The sequence below is a fragment of the Pseudomonas sp. CCC3.1 genome, from assembly GCF_034347405.1.
Lineage (GTDB): Bacteria > Pseudomonadota > Gammaproteobacteria > Pseudomonadales > Pseudomonadaceae > Aquipseudomonas.
Genome location: NZ_CP133778.1, coordinates 5,851,291 through 5,869,888, shown reverse-complemented (window position 1 = coordinate 5,869,888; position 18,598 = coordinate 5,851,291). Strand labels below are relative to the sequence as shown.

At 55.6% G+C, this 18,598-nt stretch carries 21 protein-coding genes; 9 read left to right on the top strand and 12 right to left on the bottom strand.

All coding sequences use genetic code 11. The features are described 5' to 3' along the window. Positions 1-45: 45 nt before the first annotated feature. Complete coding sequence (tyrS, locus tag RHM56_RS25895) at positions 46-1,245, bottom strand: tyrosine--tRNA ligase (RefSeq protein WP_322237313.1); 1,200 nt, start codon at positions 1,243-1,245, stop codon at positions 46-48. Between the two features lie 211 nt (positions 1,246-1,456). Between tyrS and RHM56_RS25890 the strand changes: the two genes are divergently transcribed. Both RHM56_RS25890 and RHM56_RS25885 read left to right on the top strand, forming a co-directional pair. After that, the gene (locus RHM56_RS25890; RefSeq protein ID WP_322241870.1) at positions 1,457-2,857 is read left to right on the top strand and encodes a peptidoglycan DD-metalloendopeptidase family protein; all 1,401 of its coding nucleotides are present in this window, start codon (positions 1,457-1,459) and stop codon (positions 2,855-2,857) included. Between the two features lie 3 nt (positions 2,858-2,860). Next, positions 2,861-3,952: an anhydro-N-acetylmuramic acid kinase gene (locus RHM56_RS25885; protein WP_322237310.1), complete on the top strand. Its 1,092-nt coding sequence runs from the start codon at positions 2,861-2,863 to the stop codon at positions 3,950-3,952. A 62-nt stretch (positions 3,953-4,014) separates the two neighbouring features. Here the strand turns inward: RHM56_RS25885 and erpA are convergent, their stop codons facing one another. Next, positions 4,015-4,365, bottom strand: coding sequence for an iron-sulfur cluster insertion protein ErpA (gene erpA / locus RHM56_RS25880; protein ID WP_322237307.1), 351 nt, complete (start codon positions 4,363-4,365; stop codon positions 4,015-4,017). 170 nt (positions 4,366-4,535) lie between these two features. After that, positions 4,536-5,570 (bottom strand): N-acetyl-gamma-glutamyl-phosphate reductase, encoded by a 1,035-nt coding sequence (gene argC / locus RHM56_RS25875; RefSeq protein ID WP_322237305.1) that lies wholly within the window; start codon positions 5,568-5,570, stop codon positions 4,536-4,538. Between the two features lie 133 nt (positions 5,571-5,703). On the opposite strand from argC, the gene hemJ reads away from it, so the two are divergent. The 6 genes from hemJ to coq7 all read left to right on the top strand — a co-directional run bounded on the left by hemJ (position 5,704) and on the right by coq7 (position 9,739). Continuing rightward, entirely contained in the window at positions 5,704-6,129 is a 426-nt protein-coding gene (gene hemJ, locus RHM56_RS25870; protein ID WP_322237303.1) for a protoporphyrinogen oxidase HemJ, read from the top strand. 27 nt (positions 6,130-6,156) lie between these two features. Next, positions 6,157-7,116, top strand: a complete 960-nt coding sequence (locus RHM56_RS25865) for a nitronate monooxygenase family protein (RefSeq protein ID WP_322237300.1) — start codon at positions 6,157-6,159, stop codon at positions 7,114-7,116. Between the two features lie 59 nt (positions 7,117-7,175). After that, positions 7,176-7,694 carry a DUF805 domain-containing protein gene (locus RHM56_RS25860; protein WP_322237298.1) on the top strand — a complete coding sequence of 173 codons (519 nt, stop codon included), beginning with the start codon at positions 7,176-7,178 and terminating at the stop codon, positions 7,692-7,694. A 76-nt stretch (positions 7,695-7,770) separates the two neighbouring features. Then, the gene (locus RHM56_RS25855; protein ID WP_322237296.1) at positions 7,771-8,559 is read left to right on the top strand and encodes an SDR family oxidoreductase; all 789 of its coding nucleotides are present in this window, start codon (positions 7,771-7,773) and stop codon (positions 8,557-8,559) included. Positions 8,560-8,625: 66 nt separating this feature from the next. Then, positions 8,626-8,964, top strand: coding sequence for a histidine triad nucleotide-binding protein (locus RHM56_RS25850; protein ID WP_086795740.1), 339 nt, complete (start codon positions 8,626-8,628; stop codon positions 8,962-8,964). Between the two features lie 127 nt (positions 8,965-9,091). Beyond that, positions 9,092-9,739: a 2-polyprenyl-3-methyl-6-methoxy-1,4-benzoquinone monooxygenase gene (gene coq7 / locus RHM56_RS25845; protein WP_322237291.1), complete on the top strand. Its 648-nt coding sequence runs from the start codon at positions 9,092-9,094 to the stop codon at positions 9,737-9,739. 80 nt (positions 9,740-9,819) lie between these two features. Here coq7 and speD read toward each other — a convergent pair whose 3' ends face one another. Next, positions 9,820-10,611 (bottom strand): adenosylmethionine decarboxylase, encoded by a 792-nt coding sequence (gene speD / locus RHM56_RS25840; RefSeq protein WP_322237288.1) that lies wholly within the window; start codon positions 10,609-10,611, stop codon positions 9,820-9,822. Between the two features lie 240 nt (positions 10,612-10,851). Beyond that, entirely contained in the window at positions 10,852-11,274 is a 423-nt protein-coding gene (locus RHM56_RS25835; RefSeq protein ID WP_003444470.1) for an OsmC family protein, read from the bottom strand. 221 nt (positions 11,275-11,495) lie between these two features. On the opposite strand from RHM56_RS25835, the gene crp reads away from it, so the two are divergent. Next, positions 11,496-12,140 (top strand): cAMP-activated global transcriptional regulator CRP, encoded by a 645-nt coding sequence (crp, locus tag RHM56_RS25830; protein WP_322237285.1) that lies wholly within the window; start codon positions 11,496-11,498, stop codon positions 12,138-12,140. Here crp and RHM56_RS25825 read toward each other — a convergent pair. From RHM56_RS25825 to rpe, 7 genes are all read right to left on the bottom strand, one after another. Then, positions 12,137-12,838, bottom strand: a complete 702-nt coding sequence (locus RHM56_RS25825) for a lipoate--protein ligase family protein (RefSeq protein WP_322237283.1) — start codon at positions 12,836-12,838, stop codon at positions 12,137-12,139. The two genes, crp and RHM56_RS25825, sit on opposite strands and share 4 nt — an antisense overlap. Before the next feature lie 129 nt (positions 12,839-12,967). Next, positions 12,968-13,804 carry an indole-3-glycerol phosphate synthase TrpC gene (gene trpC / locus RHM56_RS25820; RefSeq protein WP_322237280.1) on the bottom strand — a complete coding sequence of 279 codons (837 nt, stop codon included), beginning with the start codon at positions 13,802-13,804 and terminating at the stop codon, positions 12,968-12,970. Then, on the bottom strand, positions 13,801-14,850 hold the full coding sequence (gene trpD / locus RHM56_RS25815; protein WP_322237277.1) for an anthranilate phosphoribosyltransferase: 1,050 nt from the start codon (positions 14,848-14,850) through the stop codon (positions 13,801-13,803). The genes trpC and trpD overlap by 4 nt, the downstream gene beginning before the upstream one ends. A 9-nt stretch (positions 14,851-14,859) precedes the next feature. Beyond that, on the bottom strand, positions 14,860-15,453 hold the full coding sequence (locus RHM56_RS25810) for an aminodeoxychorismate/anthranilate synthase component II (RefSeq protein ID WP_322237275.1): 594 nt from the start codon (positions 15,451-15,453) through the stop codon (positions 14,860-14,862). Positions 15,454-15,464: 11 nt separating this feature from the next. After that, positions 15,465-16,952: an anthranilate synthase component I gene (gene trpE, locus RHM56_RS25805; RefSeq protein WP_322237273.1), complete on the bottom strand. Its 1,488-nt coding sequence runs from the start codon at positions 16,950-16,952 to the stop codon at positions 15,465-15,467. 70 nt (positions 16,953-17,022) lie between these two features. Then, on the bottom strand, positions 17,023-17,841 hold the full coding sequence (locus RHM56_RS25800) for a phosphoglycolate phosphatase (protein WP_322237271.1): 819 nt from the start codon (positions 17,839-17,841) through the stop codon (positions 17,023-17,025). Continuing rightward, positions 17,838-18,512, bottom strand: a complete 675-nt coding sequence (gene rpe, locus RHM56_RS25795; protein ID WP_322237269.1) for a ribulose-phosphate 3-epimerase — start codon at positions 18,510-18,512, stop codon at positions 17,838-17,840. The genes RHM56_RS25800 and rpe overlap by 4 nt, the downstream gene beginning before the upstream one ends. Positions 18,513-18,598 lie beyond the last annotated feature (86 nt).

The following is an 18,598-nucleotide window of genomic DNA, read 5'->3' as shown; positions in this document are numbered from 1 at the left end:
GCATTATAGGCTAATAAAATGCGCCGTCCAGCACTTATTTCAGATTTATTCAGCTTTTAACGTAATACGTGCAAAAGCCTTCTTGCCAGCCTGGCAGACATGGGTCGAACCCAATGCATATATATAGGTGCGATCAACCACCTCACCATCTATACGCACACCACCAGAGCCCAGTAAATCCCGAGCAACTGCAGAGTTCTTAACCAGGCCGGCCTTATTAAGGACGGCAGCAATCGGCATATCCTCAGCTGCAGTCAGTTCGATCTCTGGTAGATCATCTGGCAACTCACCATCCTTCATCCGGTTCCCCGCACCACGATGAGCATTGGCAGCAGCATCCTCACCATGGAACCGAGCAACAATTTCTTCAGCCAGCTTGATTTTGATATCGCGCGGATTAGCCCCCGCCTCAACCTCAGCCTTGAACGCATTGATCTCGTCCATCGAACGAAAACTCAGCAACTCAAAATAGCGCCACATCAACGCATCAGGAATGGACACCAGCTTGCTATACATCACGCCAGGCGCTTCCTGAATGCCTACATAGTTGCCCAAAGACTTGGACATCTTTTTAACACCGTCCAACCCTTCAAGCAGCGGCATCGTAACGATGCACTGAGCTTCCTGACCGTAACCGCGCTGCAACTCACGCCCCATCAGCAGATTGAACTTCTGATCGGTACCACCCAACTCAACGTCAGCTCTCAATGCAACCGAGTCATAACCCTGCACCAACGGGTAAAGAAATTCATGAATTGCGATTGGCTGGTTCGTGGTATAGCGCTTATCGAAGTCATCGCGCTCAAGCATGCGAGCAACGGTGTACTGGGACGTCAGCCGAATAAAATCAGCCGGCCCCATTTGATCCATCCAGGTGGAGTTGAAAGCCACCTCGGTCTTTGCTGGATCCAGAATCTTGAAGACTTGAGTTTTATAGGTCTCGGCATTATCGAGAACCTGCTCACGCGTCAACGGAGGACGCGTTGCACTTTTGCCGCTTGGATCACCAATCATCCCGGTGAAATCACCTATAAGGAAGATCACCTGATGACCCAGTTCCTGGAACTGGCGCAGCTTATTAATGAGTACGGTGTGACCCAAGTGCAGATCAGGTGCCGTCGGGTCGAATCCTGCCTTAATACGCAGCGGCTGGCCGCGCTTGAGTTTCTCGACCAATTCAGACTCGACCAGTACCTCTTCGGCACCACGCTTGATTAGCGCTAGCTGCTCTTCAACCGACTTCATATCAGACCCGTAAGGCTCAAATTCAAAGGGAACCAACCATACAAGATCAGAGACTAATTACAAGTTCTGCCCGGCATACGGCAACTATCCGTCCGGTAAAGGCTTGCAGACTTGCTTCAAGGGTGATTTGGTTATATTTTATACAGTTATTTCATCTTTACCGTGTCAGTCATCTTTTCCAATTCATCCTTTATTCAAAGTCAAATTATCTATGACCAGTCAACCGCCTAAAGCGCCACCGCTTTATCCGAAGACCCACCTGCTCGCAGCAAGTGGTATCGCCGCCCTTTTAAGCTTGGCCCTGCTGGTCTTCCCGTCGAGCGAAGTAGAAGCAAAAAGAACAACCTTAAACCTCGAACCAGAATCCCCAGCAGAGCAACTGACACAAGATCAAGGCACCACCGAGCTCGTTCAAGCTGCAAATGAAGCCAATCCATCCCCCTTTGCTCAAATAGAACAGCAAGACGACGCACCGGTCGCGACAGTAGAAACCGAAGAGCCAAAAGCCCCGAATCATCGAGAAGTCGTAGTTGCCAAAGGCGATACGCTCTCTACTTTATTCGAAAAAGTAGGCCTGCCTGCCGCGTCCGTTCATGAAATTTTGGCCAGCGACAAACAAGCCAAGCAATTCAGCCAACTCAAACATGGCCAGAAGCTAGAGTTTGAGTTGAGCCCTGATGGCCAATTGAGCAACTTGCACAGCCAAGTGAGTGATCTTGAAACCATCACCCTTAGCAAAACCGCCAAGGGCTACGCCTTTCGGCGCGTAACAGCGCAGCCGACTGTGCGCTCAGCCTATGTACATGGCGTCATTACCAGCTCGCTGTCTGCTTCCGGGCAGCGCGCAGGCCTGCCGCATAGCATGACCATGGACATGGCCAAGGTCTTTGGCTACGACATCGACTTCGCCCAGGACATACACCCCGGCGACCAATTCGAAGTTATCTACGAGCAGAAAGTCATCAACGGCAAGACCGTTGGTACTGGCAACATTCTCTCCGCCCGCTTCACCAATCGTGGCAAGACCTACACCGCAGTGCGTTACACCAATAAGCAAGGCAACAGCAATTACTACACCGCTGAAGGCAACAGCATGCGCAAAGCCTTCATCCGTACTCCGGTTGATTTTGCCCGCATCAGCTCGCGCTTCTCCTCAGGTCGCAAACACCCGATCCTGAACAAGATTCGCGCTCACAAAGGCGTTGATTACGCAGCACCACGCGGCACCCCAATCAAGGCCACCGGCGATGGCAAAGTGCTGCTTGCTGGTCGTCGTGGCGGCTACGGCAACACCGTGATCATTCAGCACGGCAATACTTACCGCACCCTGTACGGCCACATGCAAGGTTTCGCCAAAGGCATCAAAACCGGCGGAGCAGTGAAGCAGGGACAGGTGATCGGCTACATCGGTACCACCGGTCTTTCCACCGGGCCACACTTGCACTATGAGTTCCAGGTCAATGGCGTACACGTTGATCCATTGGGCCAAAAGCTTCCAATGGCTGACCCTATCGCGAAAGCCGAACGCACACGTTTCCTGCAGCAAAGCCAGCCGTTAATGGCACGCATGAATCAGGAAAAGGCCACGCTTCTGGCCTCGAGCAAGCGCTAAGCCATGGCCCTCTATATAGGTGTGATGTCCGGAACCAGTCTTGACGGCTTGGACATTGCGCTTATCGAACTGGGGGCGAGCATTACACTGCTCGCCACCCACTACACCCCTATGCCGCCAGAACTGCGTACTGAACTGTTGGGCTTGTGCAGCAGCGGCCCAGACGAAGTGGCCCGCTGCGCTATCGCTGAAAACCATTGGGTCGAGCTCGCCGCACAAGGCATCAACACCCTGCTCGCCCAGCAACACCTGACTCCAGACGCCATCCGCGCCATTGGTAGTCACGGTCAGACGATCCGGCACGAGCCCGCACAGGGCTTCACTGTGCAAATCGGCAACCCAGCACTACTCGCAGAGCTAACTAACATCTGCGTTGTCAGTGATTTCCGTCGTCGCGATGTAGCCGCCGGAGGCCAGGGTGCGCCGCTGGTTCCAGCCTTCCATGAGGCCTTGTTTACCGGAGAAGCCGGGCATAGGGCTGTATTGAACGTAGGAGGCTTCAGCAATTTAAGCCTGATAACGCCAGCTCACCCAGTGGCGGGATTCGACTGCGGGCCAGGCAACGTTCTGCTTGATGCCTGGATACAAGCACAACGAAATGAATTGTATGACCGAAATGGCCAGTGGGCGGCAAGCGGCAAGGTAGAACCCCTCCTGCTCAACACATTGCTAAGCGATCCTTTCTTTCAAACAAAGGGTCCGAAGAGCACCGGGCGCGAGGTATTCAACCTTCAGTGGTTAACGAATCATCTTGACGCGCTACCAGCGTTCACCGCCGAAGATGTTCAAGCAACCCTGCTGGAACTTACAGCAAAGACTATCGTGCAATCACTGCAAGCGGCTCAACCCAGCACCAGCGAACTGCTCGTGTGCGGCGGAGGAGCCCATAACGCCGCATTGATGACTCGCCTGGCTCAATTGCTCGAACACACACAGGTCAGCAGCACCCAAGCCAAAGGCGTAGATCCTGACTGGGTCGAAGCCATGGCCTTTGCATGGCTTGCACATTGCTGCCTTGAAAACATCCCTGCCAATCGCCCGAGCGTCACAGGCGCACATGGCCTGCGCGTTCTGGGCGCGATCTACCCCGCTTAAGCAGCAGACAGCAAAACGCCGCGAATCGACGCGGCGTTGAGTGTGTTACCTGTACTGCGCAATTAAATCGAGAACGATGATCCGCAACCACACGTCGTGGTCGCATTCGGGTTCTTGATGACAAAGCGCGAGCCTTCCAGACCTTCCTGGTAATCCACCTCGGCACCCGCCAGGTATTGGAAGCTCATCGGATCGACCACCAAGCTCACGCCTTCGCGCTCAACCAGGGTGTCGTCATCGCCCACTTCTTCATCGAAGGTAAAGCCATACTGAAAACCGGAACAACCGCCACCCGTAACAAATACGCGCAACTTCAAACGATCATTACCCTCTTCATCGACCAGGCTCTTCACCTTGTGCGCAGCACCTTCGGTGAATTGCAAAGCCGTGGGGGTGAAGGATTCGACGCTCATGCTGACTATCTCCCGGCGCTATGCCGCCATAATGCGTGATGACGCGCATTATCCGCTTCTCCTAGAAAAGCGGTCAACTATTTGAAGAGCAGCGGCAAGTTTTCAGCAACAATCCGCAAGCGAGAAGCTGAGATCGCTCATCACTTGCAGCTTGGTACTTGCAACGGCGTCTAAGGCAACATCCCCGCGTGGGACAGTCCCAGGCGCTCATCCAGGCCAAACAGGATGTTCATATTCTGAACTGCCTGCCCCGATGCACCTTTGACCAGATTATCGATAACCGACAGCACCACCACCAGATCGCCATCTTGCGGACGATGTACCGCGATACGGCACACGTTGGCGCCGCGCACGCTACGGGTTTCCGGATGACTGCCGGCAGGCATCACATCCACAAAAGGCTCACCGGCATAGCGCTTCTCAAACAACGCCTGCAGATCGACCGAGCGATCAACCACGGTTGCGTACAACGTGGAGTGAATACCGCGAATCATCGGCGTCAAATGAGGGACGAAGGTCAGACCAACATCCTTACCCGCTGCACGGCGCAAACCCTGGCGGATTTCAGGCAAATGACGATGCCCTTTTACGGCATAAGCCTTCATGCTTTCTGAGGTTTCGGCATACAGCGAACCGACGCTTGCACCGCGACCGGCGCCGCTAACGCCAGATTTGCAGTCCGCTATCAACAACGAGGTGTCGGCCAACCCCGCTTCCAGCAACGGCAAAAAACCCAACTGAGTGGCGGTAGGGTAGCAACCTGGCACAGCAATCAGTCGGGCCTGCTTGATTTGCTCGCGGTTAACCTCAGGCAGACCGTATACAGCTTCCTTCAGTAGTTCTGGTGCACCATGTGGCTGGCCATACCATTTGGCCCACTCATCTGCATCCTGCAATCGGAAGTCAGCGGACAAGTCGATAACCTTGGTACCGGCGGCCAGCAACTCGCCCGCCAACGCGTGGGCTACACCATGAGGTGTGGCAAAAAACACCACATCGCACGCAGCCAGTGTTTGCGTATCCGGAACACTGAAAGCCAGGCCGTCATAGTGCCCTCGCAGGTTGGGATACATATCGGCAACAGGCAGGCCCGCTTCGGATCGAGAAGTGATAACAACCACTTCAGCTTGCGGATGCTGTGCCAGCAAACGCAGTAATTCGACACCGGTGTAACCCGTGCCGCCGACAATACCGACCTTGACCATAACCTGCCCTCAACGAACCCACTGGAAAGCCCTCGATAATAGGGACAGCGCGCCCCTGCGACAACCATCAAGGTGACTCAAGAACGCTCTACTACTACTATTTGATCTACCGTGAACCTGGGAATAACTAAAAATGCTTTATCTATGGATCAAAGCCTTCCACATCATCAGCATCGTCTGTTGGTTTGCTGGCCTGTTTTACCTGCCCCGCCTCTTTGTTTACCACGCTCAAAGCGAAGATTCCGTCAGTAAAGAACGATTTAGCCTCATGGAACGCAAGCTGTATCGCGGCATCATGGGCCCCGCCATGATCGCCGCACTCATCTTCGGCGGCTGGCTGCTCTACCTTGCTCCAGGCTTTCTCAGCCAAGGGTGGATGCACGCCAAACTGACACTGGTATTTCTGCTCATCGGCTACCACCACATGTGCGGCGCGCAAGTGAAACGCTTCGCCCGTGGCGAGAACAAACGCAGCCACGTGTTCTATCGCTGGTTCAATGAAGTGCCTGTTTTATTCTTACTGGCCATCGTCATTCTGGTGGTGGTCAAACCGTTCTGACTTCAACTTATCCCCCGAGGTTATCCAATGTCACTGCCCGCTCTGCTTGATAAACGCCTGCGCTTGCCGGTAGTCGCCGCTCCCATGTTTTTGATTTCCAATCCTCAACTGGTACTGGCGTGCTGCCGCAATGGCGTTGTCGGTAGTTTTCCTGCACTCAACCAACGCGAGAGCAGCGGTTTCAAGGCCTGGCTTGAAGAAATCGAAGCGGGTCTGGCCACATTGGATAACCCCGCCCCCTATGCCGTAAATCTGATTGTGCACAACAGCAACCCGCGGCTACAGGCTGACCTGGCGATCTGCATCGAGCACAAAGTGCCCATCGTGATCACCAGCCTGGGCGCCGTTAAAGAAGTCGTTGATGCCGTCCATAGCTACGGCGGGCTGGTATTTCACGATGTCACCACGCGACGGCATGCCGAAAAAGCCGCAGAAGCGGGTGTAGATGGACTGATTGCAGTCGCAGCAGGTGCCGGTGGCCACGCGGGCACTTGGAGCCCATTTGCACTGGTCGCCGAAATTCGTCAGTTCTTCGATAAAACCATCTTGCTTGCTGGCTGTTTGAACCATGGACACGAAATCCTGGCGGCGCAGGTAATCGGTGCTGACCTTGCCTACTTGGGGACACGCTTTATCAGCACCCAAGAAAGCCATGCACCTGACGCTTATAAAGAAATGCTCTTGGCCTCTCAGGCTGCCGATATCATTCACACCCCGGCCGTATCAGGGGTACCCGCCAGTTTTATGCGCCAAAGTCTCGAAAATGCCGGTTTTGATCTCGCAGCGCTTAAAACACAAGGTGAGGTAAAACTCAAACCCCTCGCCGACGAAGCAAAAGCCTGGAAGACCGTCTGGTCTGCTGGCCAAGGTGTCGGAGAAATCAATGATCAGCCCACAATCGACCAATTGATTACACGACTGGATGAGGAATACCGCAAAGCGCTAAACCTTACCTCACAACTGGCGCAGCACTGGCCGCACCACTAATCCCTCGAAGCCCGCCAACCCGGCGGGCGTTTTAAAGACATCCGGACAAGGAAGCCCCAATGCCAGAACTGAGCCTGGAACAAGCCCCTCAAGAAGAGCATTTTGCCCCCCTGGATCCCCTGGGATTCAGCGGCCGTATTGGGCGCTTGCGATTACTGGTCTGGAACACGGTGCTCACCGTCATTGCCACAGTGGTTTCAATACTCGTCCTGCTGGCAGTCAACGTTTCACCAACGCTTGGCATTACCTGTGGCGCGACCCTGAGCATTGCTTATTTACTGATCGCTTTAAGAATCAGTGCCCAGCGCCTGCATGACCTCAATTGGTCCGCCTGGATGCTGTTACTGCATTTGGTACCTGTGGCCAACCTTGTGCTGACCCTCATGATGCTGTTGATGCCCGGCACACCCGGCCCGAACAAATACGGACCGCCGCCACCGCCCAACAGTCAGTCCGTCACCGTTATGGCCTGGATCATCATCTTTCTGATCGGTCTGAGCATCTGCGTGATGATCGCCCTTTTTGCTTTGGGCCTTATGGCTGCGTTGATCAACGCAGTCAACGGCAACACCCTGTAGACTGCGCACCTAAATGAACGCGTTAACGCCAGGGACATCATTGTCACCGGACTGTACCGTTGCGATGGAGAACAGCATGACCCGTTACGCTTTGATCACTGGCGCTTCCAGTGGTATTGGCCTGGCCCTGGCAGAAGCCCTTGCCCGTCGTGGGCGCAGTCTGATCCTTGTGGCCCGACAACGGGACGCACTGGAAAGCATTGCGCTTGAGCTGACTCAGCGTTTCGGTGTCGACGTCTTGTTCCGCGCCTGCGACCTGGGCGAACCCCTGCGCCTGTCCGGCTTTTTGCTGGAGCTGGAAGAAGGCGACCGGCAAATAGACTTGCTGGTCAACTGTGCAGGAATCGGCACCTGCGGCCCGTTCCTCGCCCATGACTGGAGCGCCGAACAAGACCTGATCGAACTCAACATTCTGGCGCTGACGCGGATGTGCCATGCCATCGGCAACATGATGGCCGTGCAAGGCGGCGGGCAGATCCTCAACGTGTCATCGATCGCCGCCTATCAGCCCGGCCCGTGGCTCAGCACCTACTTCGCAAGCAAAGCCTACGTGCTGCACTTTTCCGAAGGCCTGCGCGAAGAAGTGAAAAAAACCGGTATCAAGGTCTCGGTGCTCTGCCCCGGGGTCACCCGAACCGGTTTTTTCGATGCAGCCAAAATGAACCCGGATGCCGTCAAACGCAATAAAAGCGCCCTGAGCCCCGAAGAAGTCGCCCTTTACACCGTGCGCGCCCTCGAAAAGAACAAGGCCATCATCATGCCCGGCTGGCGTAACCGCTGGCTAACCCGCATGCCACGCCTGCTCTCTCGCTGGATGACCCGAAAAATCGCAGCCTCGGTCAACAAATCCTACTGCCCGCGTTAACGAGGCTGGGCGTAATCCGTGAGCCTGAGTACACTCAGACCGGACTTCACTCACGGAGACAACGCTTTGGATACTCTGTTCACCAAAATCATCAACCGTGAAATACCGGCCAAGATCATCTACGAAGATGATCTCGTGCTCGCGTTTCACGACATTGCCCCGCAAGCGCCGATCCATTTTTTGGTCATTCCGAAAAAACCGATCCGCACCCTCAACGACCTGACCGAAGAAGACAAGCCGCTGGCCGGACACATTCTGTTCACGGCGCAGCGCCTGGCCAAAGAGTTAGGCTGCGAAGACGGTTTCCGCGTGGTGATGAACTGCAATGAAAAGGGCGGCCAAACGGTTTACCACATTCATATGCATGTGCTGGGTCAGCGCCAGATGAACTGGCCTCCGGGCTGATTAGCCTGATACGAGTACAACACCGTCGTGGGGGCGACACTTCCCCCACGCCTGCGGATGATCCAACGCAAACCCTGCCCACCCGTTTGGGGTAAACTGGCCCCCGTGATTTTTTCCGGAGGTAAGCATGACTACCCAACGTCACTACTCGCCGATTGACCGTCTACTGTTACAAGCCGATACCGCCATGCGCACCTTGCTGCCCTTCAGTGGCCAGCCGCATCGCCCGTCTCCGGCCATCGTTAAAACCGACAAGCCGCTGGATGAGAAAACCGCTCGCCACGTTGCTGGCCTGATGCGTATCAACCACACGGGCGAAGTCTGTGCCCAGGCGCTGTACCAAGGCCAGGCCCTGACCGCCAAGCTGCCGCAAGTACGTGAAGCCATGGAACATGCCGCAGAAGAAGAAATCGACCATCTGGCCTGGTGCGAACAGCGTATTCACCAGCTAGGCAGCCATACCAGCGTGCTGAATCCTCTGTTTTACGGCATGTCTTTTGGTATTGGCGCCGTGGCCGGTTTGATCAGTGACAAAGTCAGCCTCGGCTTTGTCGCCGCCACCGAAGACCAAGTCTGCAAGCACCTTAACGAACACCTTGAGCAACTCCCTGCCGAAGATGAAAAGTCCCGGGCGATTCTTGAGCAAATGCGCCTCGATGAAGAGCAGCACGCAGAGTCCGCACTCAATGCTGGCGGCTACCGTTTCCCAGCCCCGGTAAAATTTGGCATGAGCCTGATGGCAAAAGTCATGACCAAAAGCACCTATCGCATCTGACGCCACACTAACAGTGTCGGGACAGAGGCAAATAAAAAGGCGGCAACCTTTCGGGAGCCGCCTTTTTTGTGGCTGAAACCTTACGCCATGTTGCGGGCGTAAAAGATTTCGAGCATTTCGTGCTTCACACGCTCAGTCACCTGCTCGCGCTGTTCAACCGACAGATTGCTGGTGGCGTCGCCGAACAGGTAGTTATCCAGTTCGAAATCCTTGAGCAGCATCTTGGTGTGGAACAGGTTTTCTTGGTACACGTTCACGTCGGTCATCTGATAACCGTCGCGGGTGTCTTCGGAAAGGTAGTTCTGGATCGAATTGATCTCGTGATCGATAAAGTGCTTTTTGCCTTCCACGTCACGGGTAAAACCACGCACACGATAGTCGACCGTCACGATATCCGAATCAAACTGATGGATCAGATAATTGAGAGCTTTAAGCGGTGAAATAACGCCGCACGTCGACACGTCAATATCCACACGGAAAGTCGCAATACCGTCCACAGGATGAATCTCTGGATAGGTATGTACCGTGATATGACTTTTGTCGAGGTGAGCCAAAATGGTCTCGGGCAGCGGGCCTGGGGATTCTTCAATCTGGCTTTCGGTAGGAATCACCGGCTGCTCGGAAATCAGAATAGTCACGCTGGCGCCTTGGGGATCGTAATCCTGACGGGCGATGTTCAGGATGTTGGCACCAATGATATCAACCACATCTGTGAGGATCTGCGTCAGGCGTTCTGCGTCGTACTCTTGATTGATGTACTCAACGTATGCCTGCTGGTCTTGCGGGGTTTCCGCGTAGCAGATGTCATAGATGTTGAAGCTCAAGGTCTTTGTCAGGTTATTGAACCCGTGGAGCTTGAGTTTGCTTTTCACCGTTATAAAACTCTCTATGTCGATGCGGCTCGGCCGCGTGATCCAGCATGCCCGTCAAGTGCGTGGACGCACCTGCGTAGGACGGTTAACACCTCTTCGCGATGGCGATTTTGGTTATCTGTTCGGACATGCGGCCGGGAGTTTTTCCCTGCCACTACCCTGAAAAAAGTGGCGCATTATGCAGACGTCAGCGACTGATCGCCAGAGTCTGCATTGCATTTATGAAAATTGAATGTCCACTCAACCCAGTTCAATGATTTCGTAGTCATGGCTGATAGCAACACCCGCCGCGCCCAGCATGATCGACGCCGAGCAATACTTCTCGGCCGACAACTCGATAGCACGCTTGACCTGAGCTTCTTTCAAACCGCGACCTTTAACCACAAAGTGCAGGTGAATTTTAGTAAAAACCTTTGGGTCTTCGGTAGCGCGCTCGGCCTCCAGGAACGCTTCACAGCTTTCGACTGCCTGACGTGATTTCTTCAGAATGCTGACAACATCAAAGTTGCTGCAACCACCGAGCCCCAGCAGAAGCATCTCCATAGGCCGTACGCCCAGATTGCGACCGCCACTTTCAGGCGGGCCGTCCATCACAACGACGTGGCCGCTGCCTGATTCACCCAGAAACATGGCCTCACCCGCCCATTGAATGCGTGCCTTCATCGCCCAGACTCCACTGTTTTAAAAGGGGCGCCAGCTTATCACAGGGTCCGAAACTGATGACTCACTGCGCCATGGCCTTTCTTGGACAAGACGAAGGGAAAATTCTGCAAACCACACAGAATCTGTCTGTTAAGCTGGCGCCAAATCACTGGCGCCAGCCAGCCAGCGCTCTATATAAAAATAGATCTGACCCCTACTGTGCTCGCTTTCGGGATACAACCATGGTTGCTATTACCCCCATACCCAAGATCAAAAATCTCGACAAATTTTTGACTCACTGCCAACGCAGACGCTATCAAACCAAGAGCAACATCATTTGCGCGGGAGAACACTCACACACACTGTTCTTCATTCTCAAAGGCTCTGTCACGATTCTGATTGAAGACGACGATGGTCGCGAGATGATCATTGCCTACCTCAACCCAGGAGACTTTATTGGTGAGCTGGGCCTGTTTGAACAGGCAGGGCAAGAACAACCACGCAGTGCTTGGGTCCGGGCCAAAACCGAGTGCGAAGTCGCAGAAATCAGCTACATAAAATTCAGAGAATACGCGCAACAAGAACCAGAAATTCTTTACGCGCTTAGCGGCCAAATTGCTCAACGCCTACGCAACACCACACGTAAGGTCGGAGACCTAGCGTTCTTTGATGTCACCGGGCGAGTTGCACGCTGCCTGCTTGAGCTGTGCAAACAGCCCGACGCCATGACCCATCCAGACGGCATGCAGATCAAAATCACCCGTCAGGAAATCGGTCGCATTGTCGGTTGTTCGCGAGAGATGGTCGGCCGTGTGCTCAAAGGCCTTGAAGAGCAAAACCTGGTCAGCGTCAAAGGCAAGACCATGGTGGTGTTCGGCACGCGCTAAGGCCTTAGCAAGGGTGCCAGGATCTGTTGATAACTGGCGCTCAGGCGCTCAAAAAAGCCGGGCGCGGCAAACACTTCATGCAAGGCGATATGGCTTTCAGCACGGCAGCGCTGCGCAAGCTCACAGCGCTCATTGAAACGATTGACCGCAGCGACCATCGACTCACGCTCATTTTCAACCAGTAACGCGCCGTGAACCAAACCCACCGGCCGTTGCCCGCCTTGGCTCTGACGCCAGCGCTGAGCCGTACCAACCAGCTTTCGGGCATTGAGATTCACGTTGAAGCGCCCATCACAAAAGGCGCCGTCAATTTCGCCTAACGACGCCGAGCCCCCGAGCGCAGTCAGTAAATCGCAGATCGGCTCGCACAGGCGGCGATATGCCGCTTCGATACGGCCGTGATCACCTTCGCTGCGCAGCGGGGCATAAACCAGCGCAATGTTGACGGTAGAAGGTGACTGAGGGACAGGCTCTCCGCCTGTTTCGCGCAACAGGATAGGCCAACCACTGGCTGCCAGCTCAACACTGGCTTGCTCGAACCCGGCTAACCGACTCAAGCGCCGAGGCATAACCAGCGAACTGTCCGTGGGTTGCCAGAACAACACGCCCGCTTCGCGCTCCCCTGCACACACCGAGGCCAATAAATCCTGCTCGGCTTTAAGACCTGCCTCGACGGTGAGTTGCTGGATGAGCGCCATAAAGTACCTGTTCCGACACAAAACAACTGTGGGAGCCTGGCTTGCCAGCGATGCATGCAATGCGGTTTTTCTGTTAAACCGCGTCGATACCATCGCTGGCAAGCCAGCTCCCACACAGTCAATCGAGGATCAATCCAGCGTGGAGCCCGCCACGGGTTTACCGCGCTCCGGGAAGAACAAACGCTGCAATTCCGCGCCCGGCTGTTCAGCACGCATGAACGCCTCACCCACCAGGAATGAATACACCTCGCTGATTTCCATCAACTCGACATCCGCACGGTTGAGGATGCCGCTCTCAGTGATGACCAATCGATCACGCGGAACACGCGGCAACAGATCCAGCGTGGTTTCCAGGCTGACGTCGAAGGTGTGCAGATTGCGATTGTTGATCCCCACCAACGGGGTATCCAGTGTCTTGAGTGCACGTTCAAGCTCATCGCCATCATGCACTTCAACCAGCACATCCAGATTGACGCTTTTGGCAACGGCAGCCAGTTCGGCCATTTTCACGTCATCCAGTGCTGACACAATCAACAGCACGCAGTCAGCACCCAACGCACGGGCTTCAACGATCTGATAAGGATCGATCATGAAGTCCTTGCGAATCACCGGCAGGCCGCAGGCCGCGCGGGCTTGTTGCAGATAGGCATCGGCGCCCTGGAAGAAATCGATGTCGGTCAGCACGGACAAGCAGGTCGCGCCGCCCTTTTCATAACTCAGGGCAATCTCGCTCGGCACAAAGTGCTCACGAATCACGCCCTTGCTCGGCGATGCCTTTTTAATTTCGGCAATCACGGCAGGCTGCTTCAACTTGGCCTGCGCCAGCAATGCCTTGGCAAAGCCGCGTACCGGATCCGCCTTGGCCGCCAGACCTTCAAGCTCCGCCAGGCTGACGCGCGCTCTGCGCTCGGCCACTTCCTGAACTTTGCGCGCCAGAATATTCTCTAGAACGGTAGGCACACTCATGCTTCATTCTCCTGCTTGAAGATCGCGGTAAAGGCGCCCAGCTCTTCGAGTTTTTCCCGAGCCAGCCCTGTGTGCAACGCATCGTGAGCCAACGCCACACCTTCTTTAAGCGTGTAGGCAAGGTCGGCGGCATACAGCGCAGCGCCGGCATTGAGCACGATCATTTCAGCAGCCTTCTGACCTGACTCCGTTTTACGACGCCCCAAAGCATCGCGAATCAGCTCCAGGGATTGTTCCGGGCTATCGACCACCAAGCCAAACAGACTCTGGCTCTTTATACCCAAGTCTTCTGGTTGAACCCAGTATTCCGTAATGACACCCTTTTTCAGCTCTGCCACAAAGGTCGGCGCCGCCAGACTGAACTCATCCAGACCGTCTTGCGAATGCACCACCAGCACGTGCTTGCTACCCAAACGCTGCAAGACTTCAGCCAGCGGACGGCACAGCGCCTGATTGAACACGCCAACCACTTGATGCAACACGCCAGCCGGATTCGTAAGCGGGCCAAGCATGTTGAACAAGGTGCGCAGCCCCAGGTCGCGACGCGGGACAGCCGCGTGCTTCATCGCGCCGTGATGGGATTGGGCAAACATAAAACCAATGCCGACGCTGTCGATACAACGCGCAACCTGAACAGGCGTCAGGTTCAGGTACACACCGGCGGCTTCAAGCAAATCAGCACTGCCGCTTTTGCCCGACACTGCGCGATTGCCGTGTTTAGCCACGGTGCAGCCTGCGGCTGCAATCACCAGCGCAGAAGCGGTGGACACGTTGAAAATATTCGCGCCATCACCGCCAGTGCCCACGATGTCGACCACGCCATCCAGGGTATTGAGCTCAACCTTGTCGGCCAACTCGCGCATGGCCGTGACGGCACCGACGATCTCGTCGATGCTCTCGCTCTTCATGCGCATGCCCATCATGAACGCGCCAATCTGCGCTTCGGTGCATTGACCGGTCATGATGTCGCGCATCACATCGCGCATCTCGGCTTCGCTCAAATCAAGGTGACCGACGATACGGCTCAGGGCTGTTTTGATATCCATAAGAAGTCCTTAGCGCGTGCCGCCAGTTTGTTTGAGGAAGTTAGCGAACAGCTCATGGCCCTGCTCGGTCAAGATCGACTCAGGGTGAAATTGCACCCCTTCGATGTTCAGCGTTTTGTGGCGCAGCCCCATGATCTCGTCGACCGAGCCGTCAGCATTTTGCGTCCAGGCCGTCAGCTCCAGACACTCAGGCAAGGTTTCACGCTTGACCACCAGCGAGTGGTAACGGGTCACAGTCAATGGGTTGTTCAGCCCCTGAAAAACACCTGTATCCAGGTGATACACCGGGCTGGTTTTACCGTGCATGACTTGCCGGGCGCGAACCACGTCACCGCCAAAGGCCTGGCCGATGGATTGATGCCCGAGGCACACCCCCAGAATCGGCAACTTGCCAGCAAAATACTTGATCGCTTCAAGCGAGATGCCCGCCTCGTTAGGCGTACATGGGCCGGGCGACACCACGATGCGCTCAGGGTTGAGCGCCTCGATCTGAGCCACGGTCAATTCATCGTTGCGCACGACTTTAACGTCGGCACCCAACTCGCCGAGGTACTGCACAACGTTGTAAGTAAAAGAGTCGTAATTGTCGATCATCAGCAACATGGCAAAGCTCCTCAGGCGTCGGACGCGGGGGTTTGTTCAGCGAGCGCTACGGCACGAAACATCGCGCGGCGTTTATTCAGCGTCTCTTCCCACTCCAGGGCCGGTACCGAGTCAGCAACAATGCCGCCACCCGCTTGCACGTGCAACTCACCGTCCTTGATCACCGCGGTGCGAATCGCGATGGCCGTGTCCATGTTGCCGTTCCAGGCGAAGTACCCGACTGCGCCGCCATACACGCCACGTTTAACTGGCTCCAGCTCGTCGATGATTTCCATCGCGCGGATTTTCGGTGCGCCCGACAACGTGCCCGCTGGCAAAATCGCTCGCAGCGCGTCCATCGCTGTCAGCCCACTTTTGAGCTGGCCAGTGACGTTGGACACAATGTGCATCACGTTGGAGTAGCGCTCGATCACCATCTTCTCCGTGAGCTTGACCGAACCGGTTTCCGATACACGGCCCGTGTCGTTGCGCCCCAAATCGATCAGCATCAAGTGCTCGGCGATTTCCTTGTCATCACTGAGCAGGTCTTTTTCCAGCGCCAGATCAGCTTCTTCGGTTGCGCCGCGAGGACGCGTGCCGGCAATCGGGCGCACGGTAATCAGATTGTCCTCAACCCTGACCAGCACTTCCGGCGAACTGCCCACCACGTGGAAGTCACCAAAATTGAAGAAGTACATATACGGCGTCGGATTGAAGCAGCGCAGCGCTCGGTACAGGTCAATCGGCGCAGCCTTGAAGTCAATCGACATGCGCTGCGACGGCACGACCTGCATGCAATCGCCCGCCAGGATGTAGTCCTTGATCGTATCGACCGCTTTTTCGTAGTCATCCTGGGTAAAGCTGGAGCGGAACACCGGGTCAGCGGCTTGCTGCTGGGTGAAGTCCAGGCCACGGCGGGGTGCAATCGGCTGACGCAATTGCTCAAGCAACGCCTCAAGACGCGCCTGACCTTCGTCATACGCATCCGCTTGCGCCGGATCGACCAGCACAATCGCGTGCATCTTGCCCGCCAGGTTATCGAACACCACGACGGCATCCGACACCATCAGCAAAATGTCCGGTACGCCCAGCGGATCCGGGTTCGGGCACTTGCCCAAACGCTTCTCCACGTAGCGCACGCAGTCATAACCGAAATAGCCCACCAGCCCACCATTGAAGCGCGGCAAGCCAGCAATGGTCGGCACGTTGTAACGGGCTTTGAATGCCTCAACGAAGGCCAGCGGATCTTCAGCTTCGTGAGATTCGATTTCGACGCCGTCATGAGTCACGCGAATCTGCTGCTCGTGCACACGCAACACCGTGCGGCATGGCAAGCCAATGATCGAATAGCGCCCCCACTTCTCGCCGCCCTGCACCGACTCCAGCAAATAGGAGTTGGGCTGATCGGCCAGTTTCAGGTAGATCGACAACGGCGTGTCGAAGTCAGCAAGGGTTTCACGTGCAAGCGGGATACGGTTGTAGCCGGCAGCGGCCAAACGCAGGAATTCTTCGCGGATCATGAGGTGCCTCGTGGCATGAGGGTAAAACGGTCAGGTGTGCAAACGTGCCGGATCTCCGGCCAGATTCAAGTCAGGCGCGCCAACGCCAGCGGGCCAGGGCCTTGATAACTTTCATCCAGAGTTTGCGAGTGACCACCACGATGGAATCTCTTCGAGAGGGGTGAACGGAAGCGCCCAACGTTATCTCAGGCGCAGAATCTAAGCAACCGGCTATCAGCTCATGCAGATTGTCGATGACGACATCCGGGGCTTCTTCAGCAATCGGCCGACCATGGTTGTAGCCATAGCTCATGGCCACACAGCGCACACCAGCCGCTTTTGCCGCCAGCACGTCATTGCGTGAATCGCCGACAAACAACGCTTGTTCCGGTGTCACACCGGCCATTTTCATCACGAAAAAAAGTGCAGCAGGGTCAGGCTTTTTCTGCGGCATGGTGTCACCACCCACAATCCAGCGAAAAAACCGCCCCATCTTCAGCTCATCCAGCAATGGCGCGACAAACCGCTCGGGCTTGTTGGTGATCAACGCCATTTCAACACCCTGCTTTTGCAGCCATTTAAGGCTTTCGCGCACGCCGGGGTAGATCGTGGTGTGTTCATGGCCGCCATCATAGGCGTCCATGAAAATCGCCAGCGCCTCTTCAGCCTCCGCGTCATCGACACCCGAGGCCGTCATATTGCCGGCCAGTGCACGGCGCACCAGCATGGGCGCGCCGTTGCCGATCCACATCTTTACGTTTTCAATACCGGCGGGCGGGCGGCCCAGTTTGAGCAGCATGGTATTCACGGCGGCGGCCAGATCCGGAACCGAATCGATCAAGGTCCCGTCCAGATCGAACATCACCAGTTTGGGCAGTTGCCCCCCAAGCAACTGCTCAAAGCCACTCATGGGCGTGCCAACGCAAGCTCGGCACGCATTTTCTGAATCACTTCTTCGTAGTTCGGCGTGTTGAAAATCGCCGAACCTGCCACGAACGTATCGGCACCGGCTTCAGCGATTTCACGGATGTTGCCGACGTTTACGCCACCATCGATTTCCAGGCGAATCTCGCGGCCAGAGGCATCGATCAATGCGCGGGCTTCTCGCAGTTTATTCAACGTGCCAGGGATGAACTTCTGCCCGCCGAAGCCTGGGTTAACGCTCATCAGCAAGATCATGTCGACCTTGTCCATCACGTACTTGAGCACATCCAGCGGCGTGGCCGGATTGAACACCAGACCTGCCTTGCAACCGCCTTCGCGGATCAGCTGCAAAGAGCGGTCAATGTGCTGAGTGGCTTCGGGATGGAACGTGATGTAGGTCGCGCCTGCTTCGATAAAGTCGCCAATGATCCGATCGACCGGGCTGACCATCAGATGCGCATCGATGGGCGCGGTAATGCCGTACTTGCGCAGGGCAGCGCACACCATCGGACCGATGGTCAGGTTTGGCACGTAGTGATTGTCCATGACATCGAAGTGCACGATATCAGCGCCAGCGGCGAGCACATTGTCGACTTCCTCGCCAAGACGGGCGAAATCGGCAGAAAGAATCGATGGGGCAATAGCGAAGGGCTGCATAACGCACCTTTTAATGAGCAAAACACGGTGGCGCGCATTGTATACCGCCTGCCGAGAAGCGCCACCGGGCCGTGATGATTAACCCC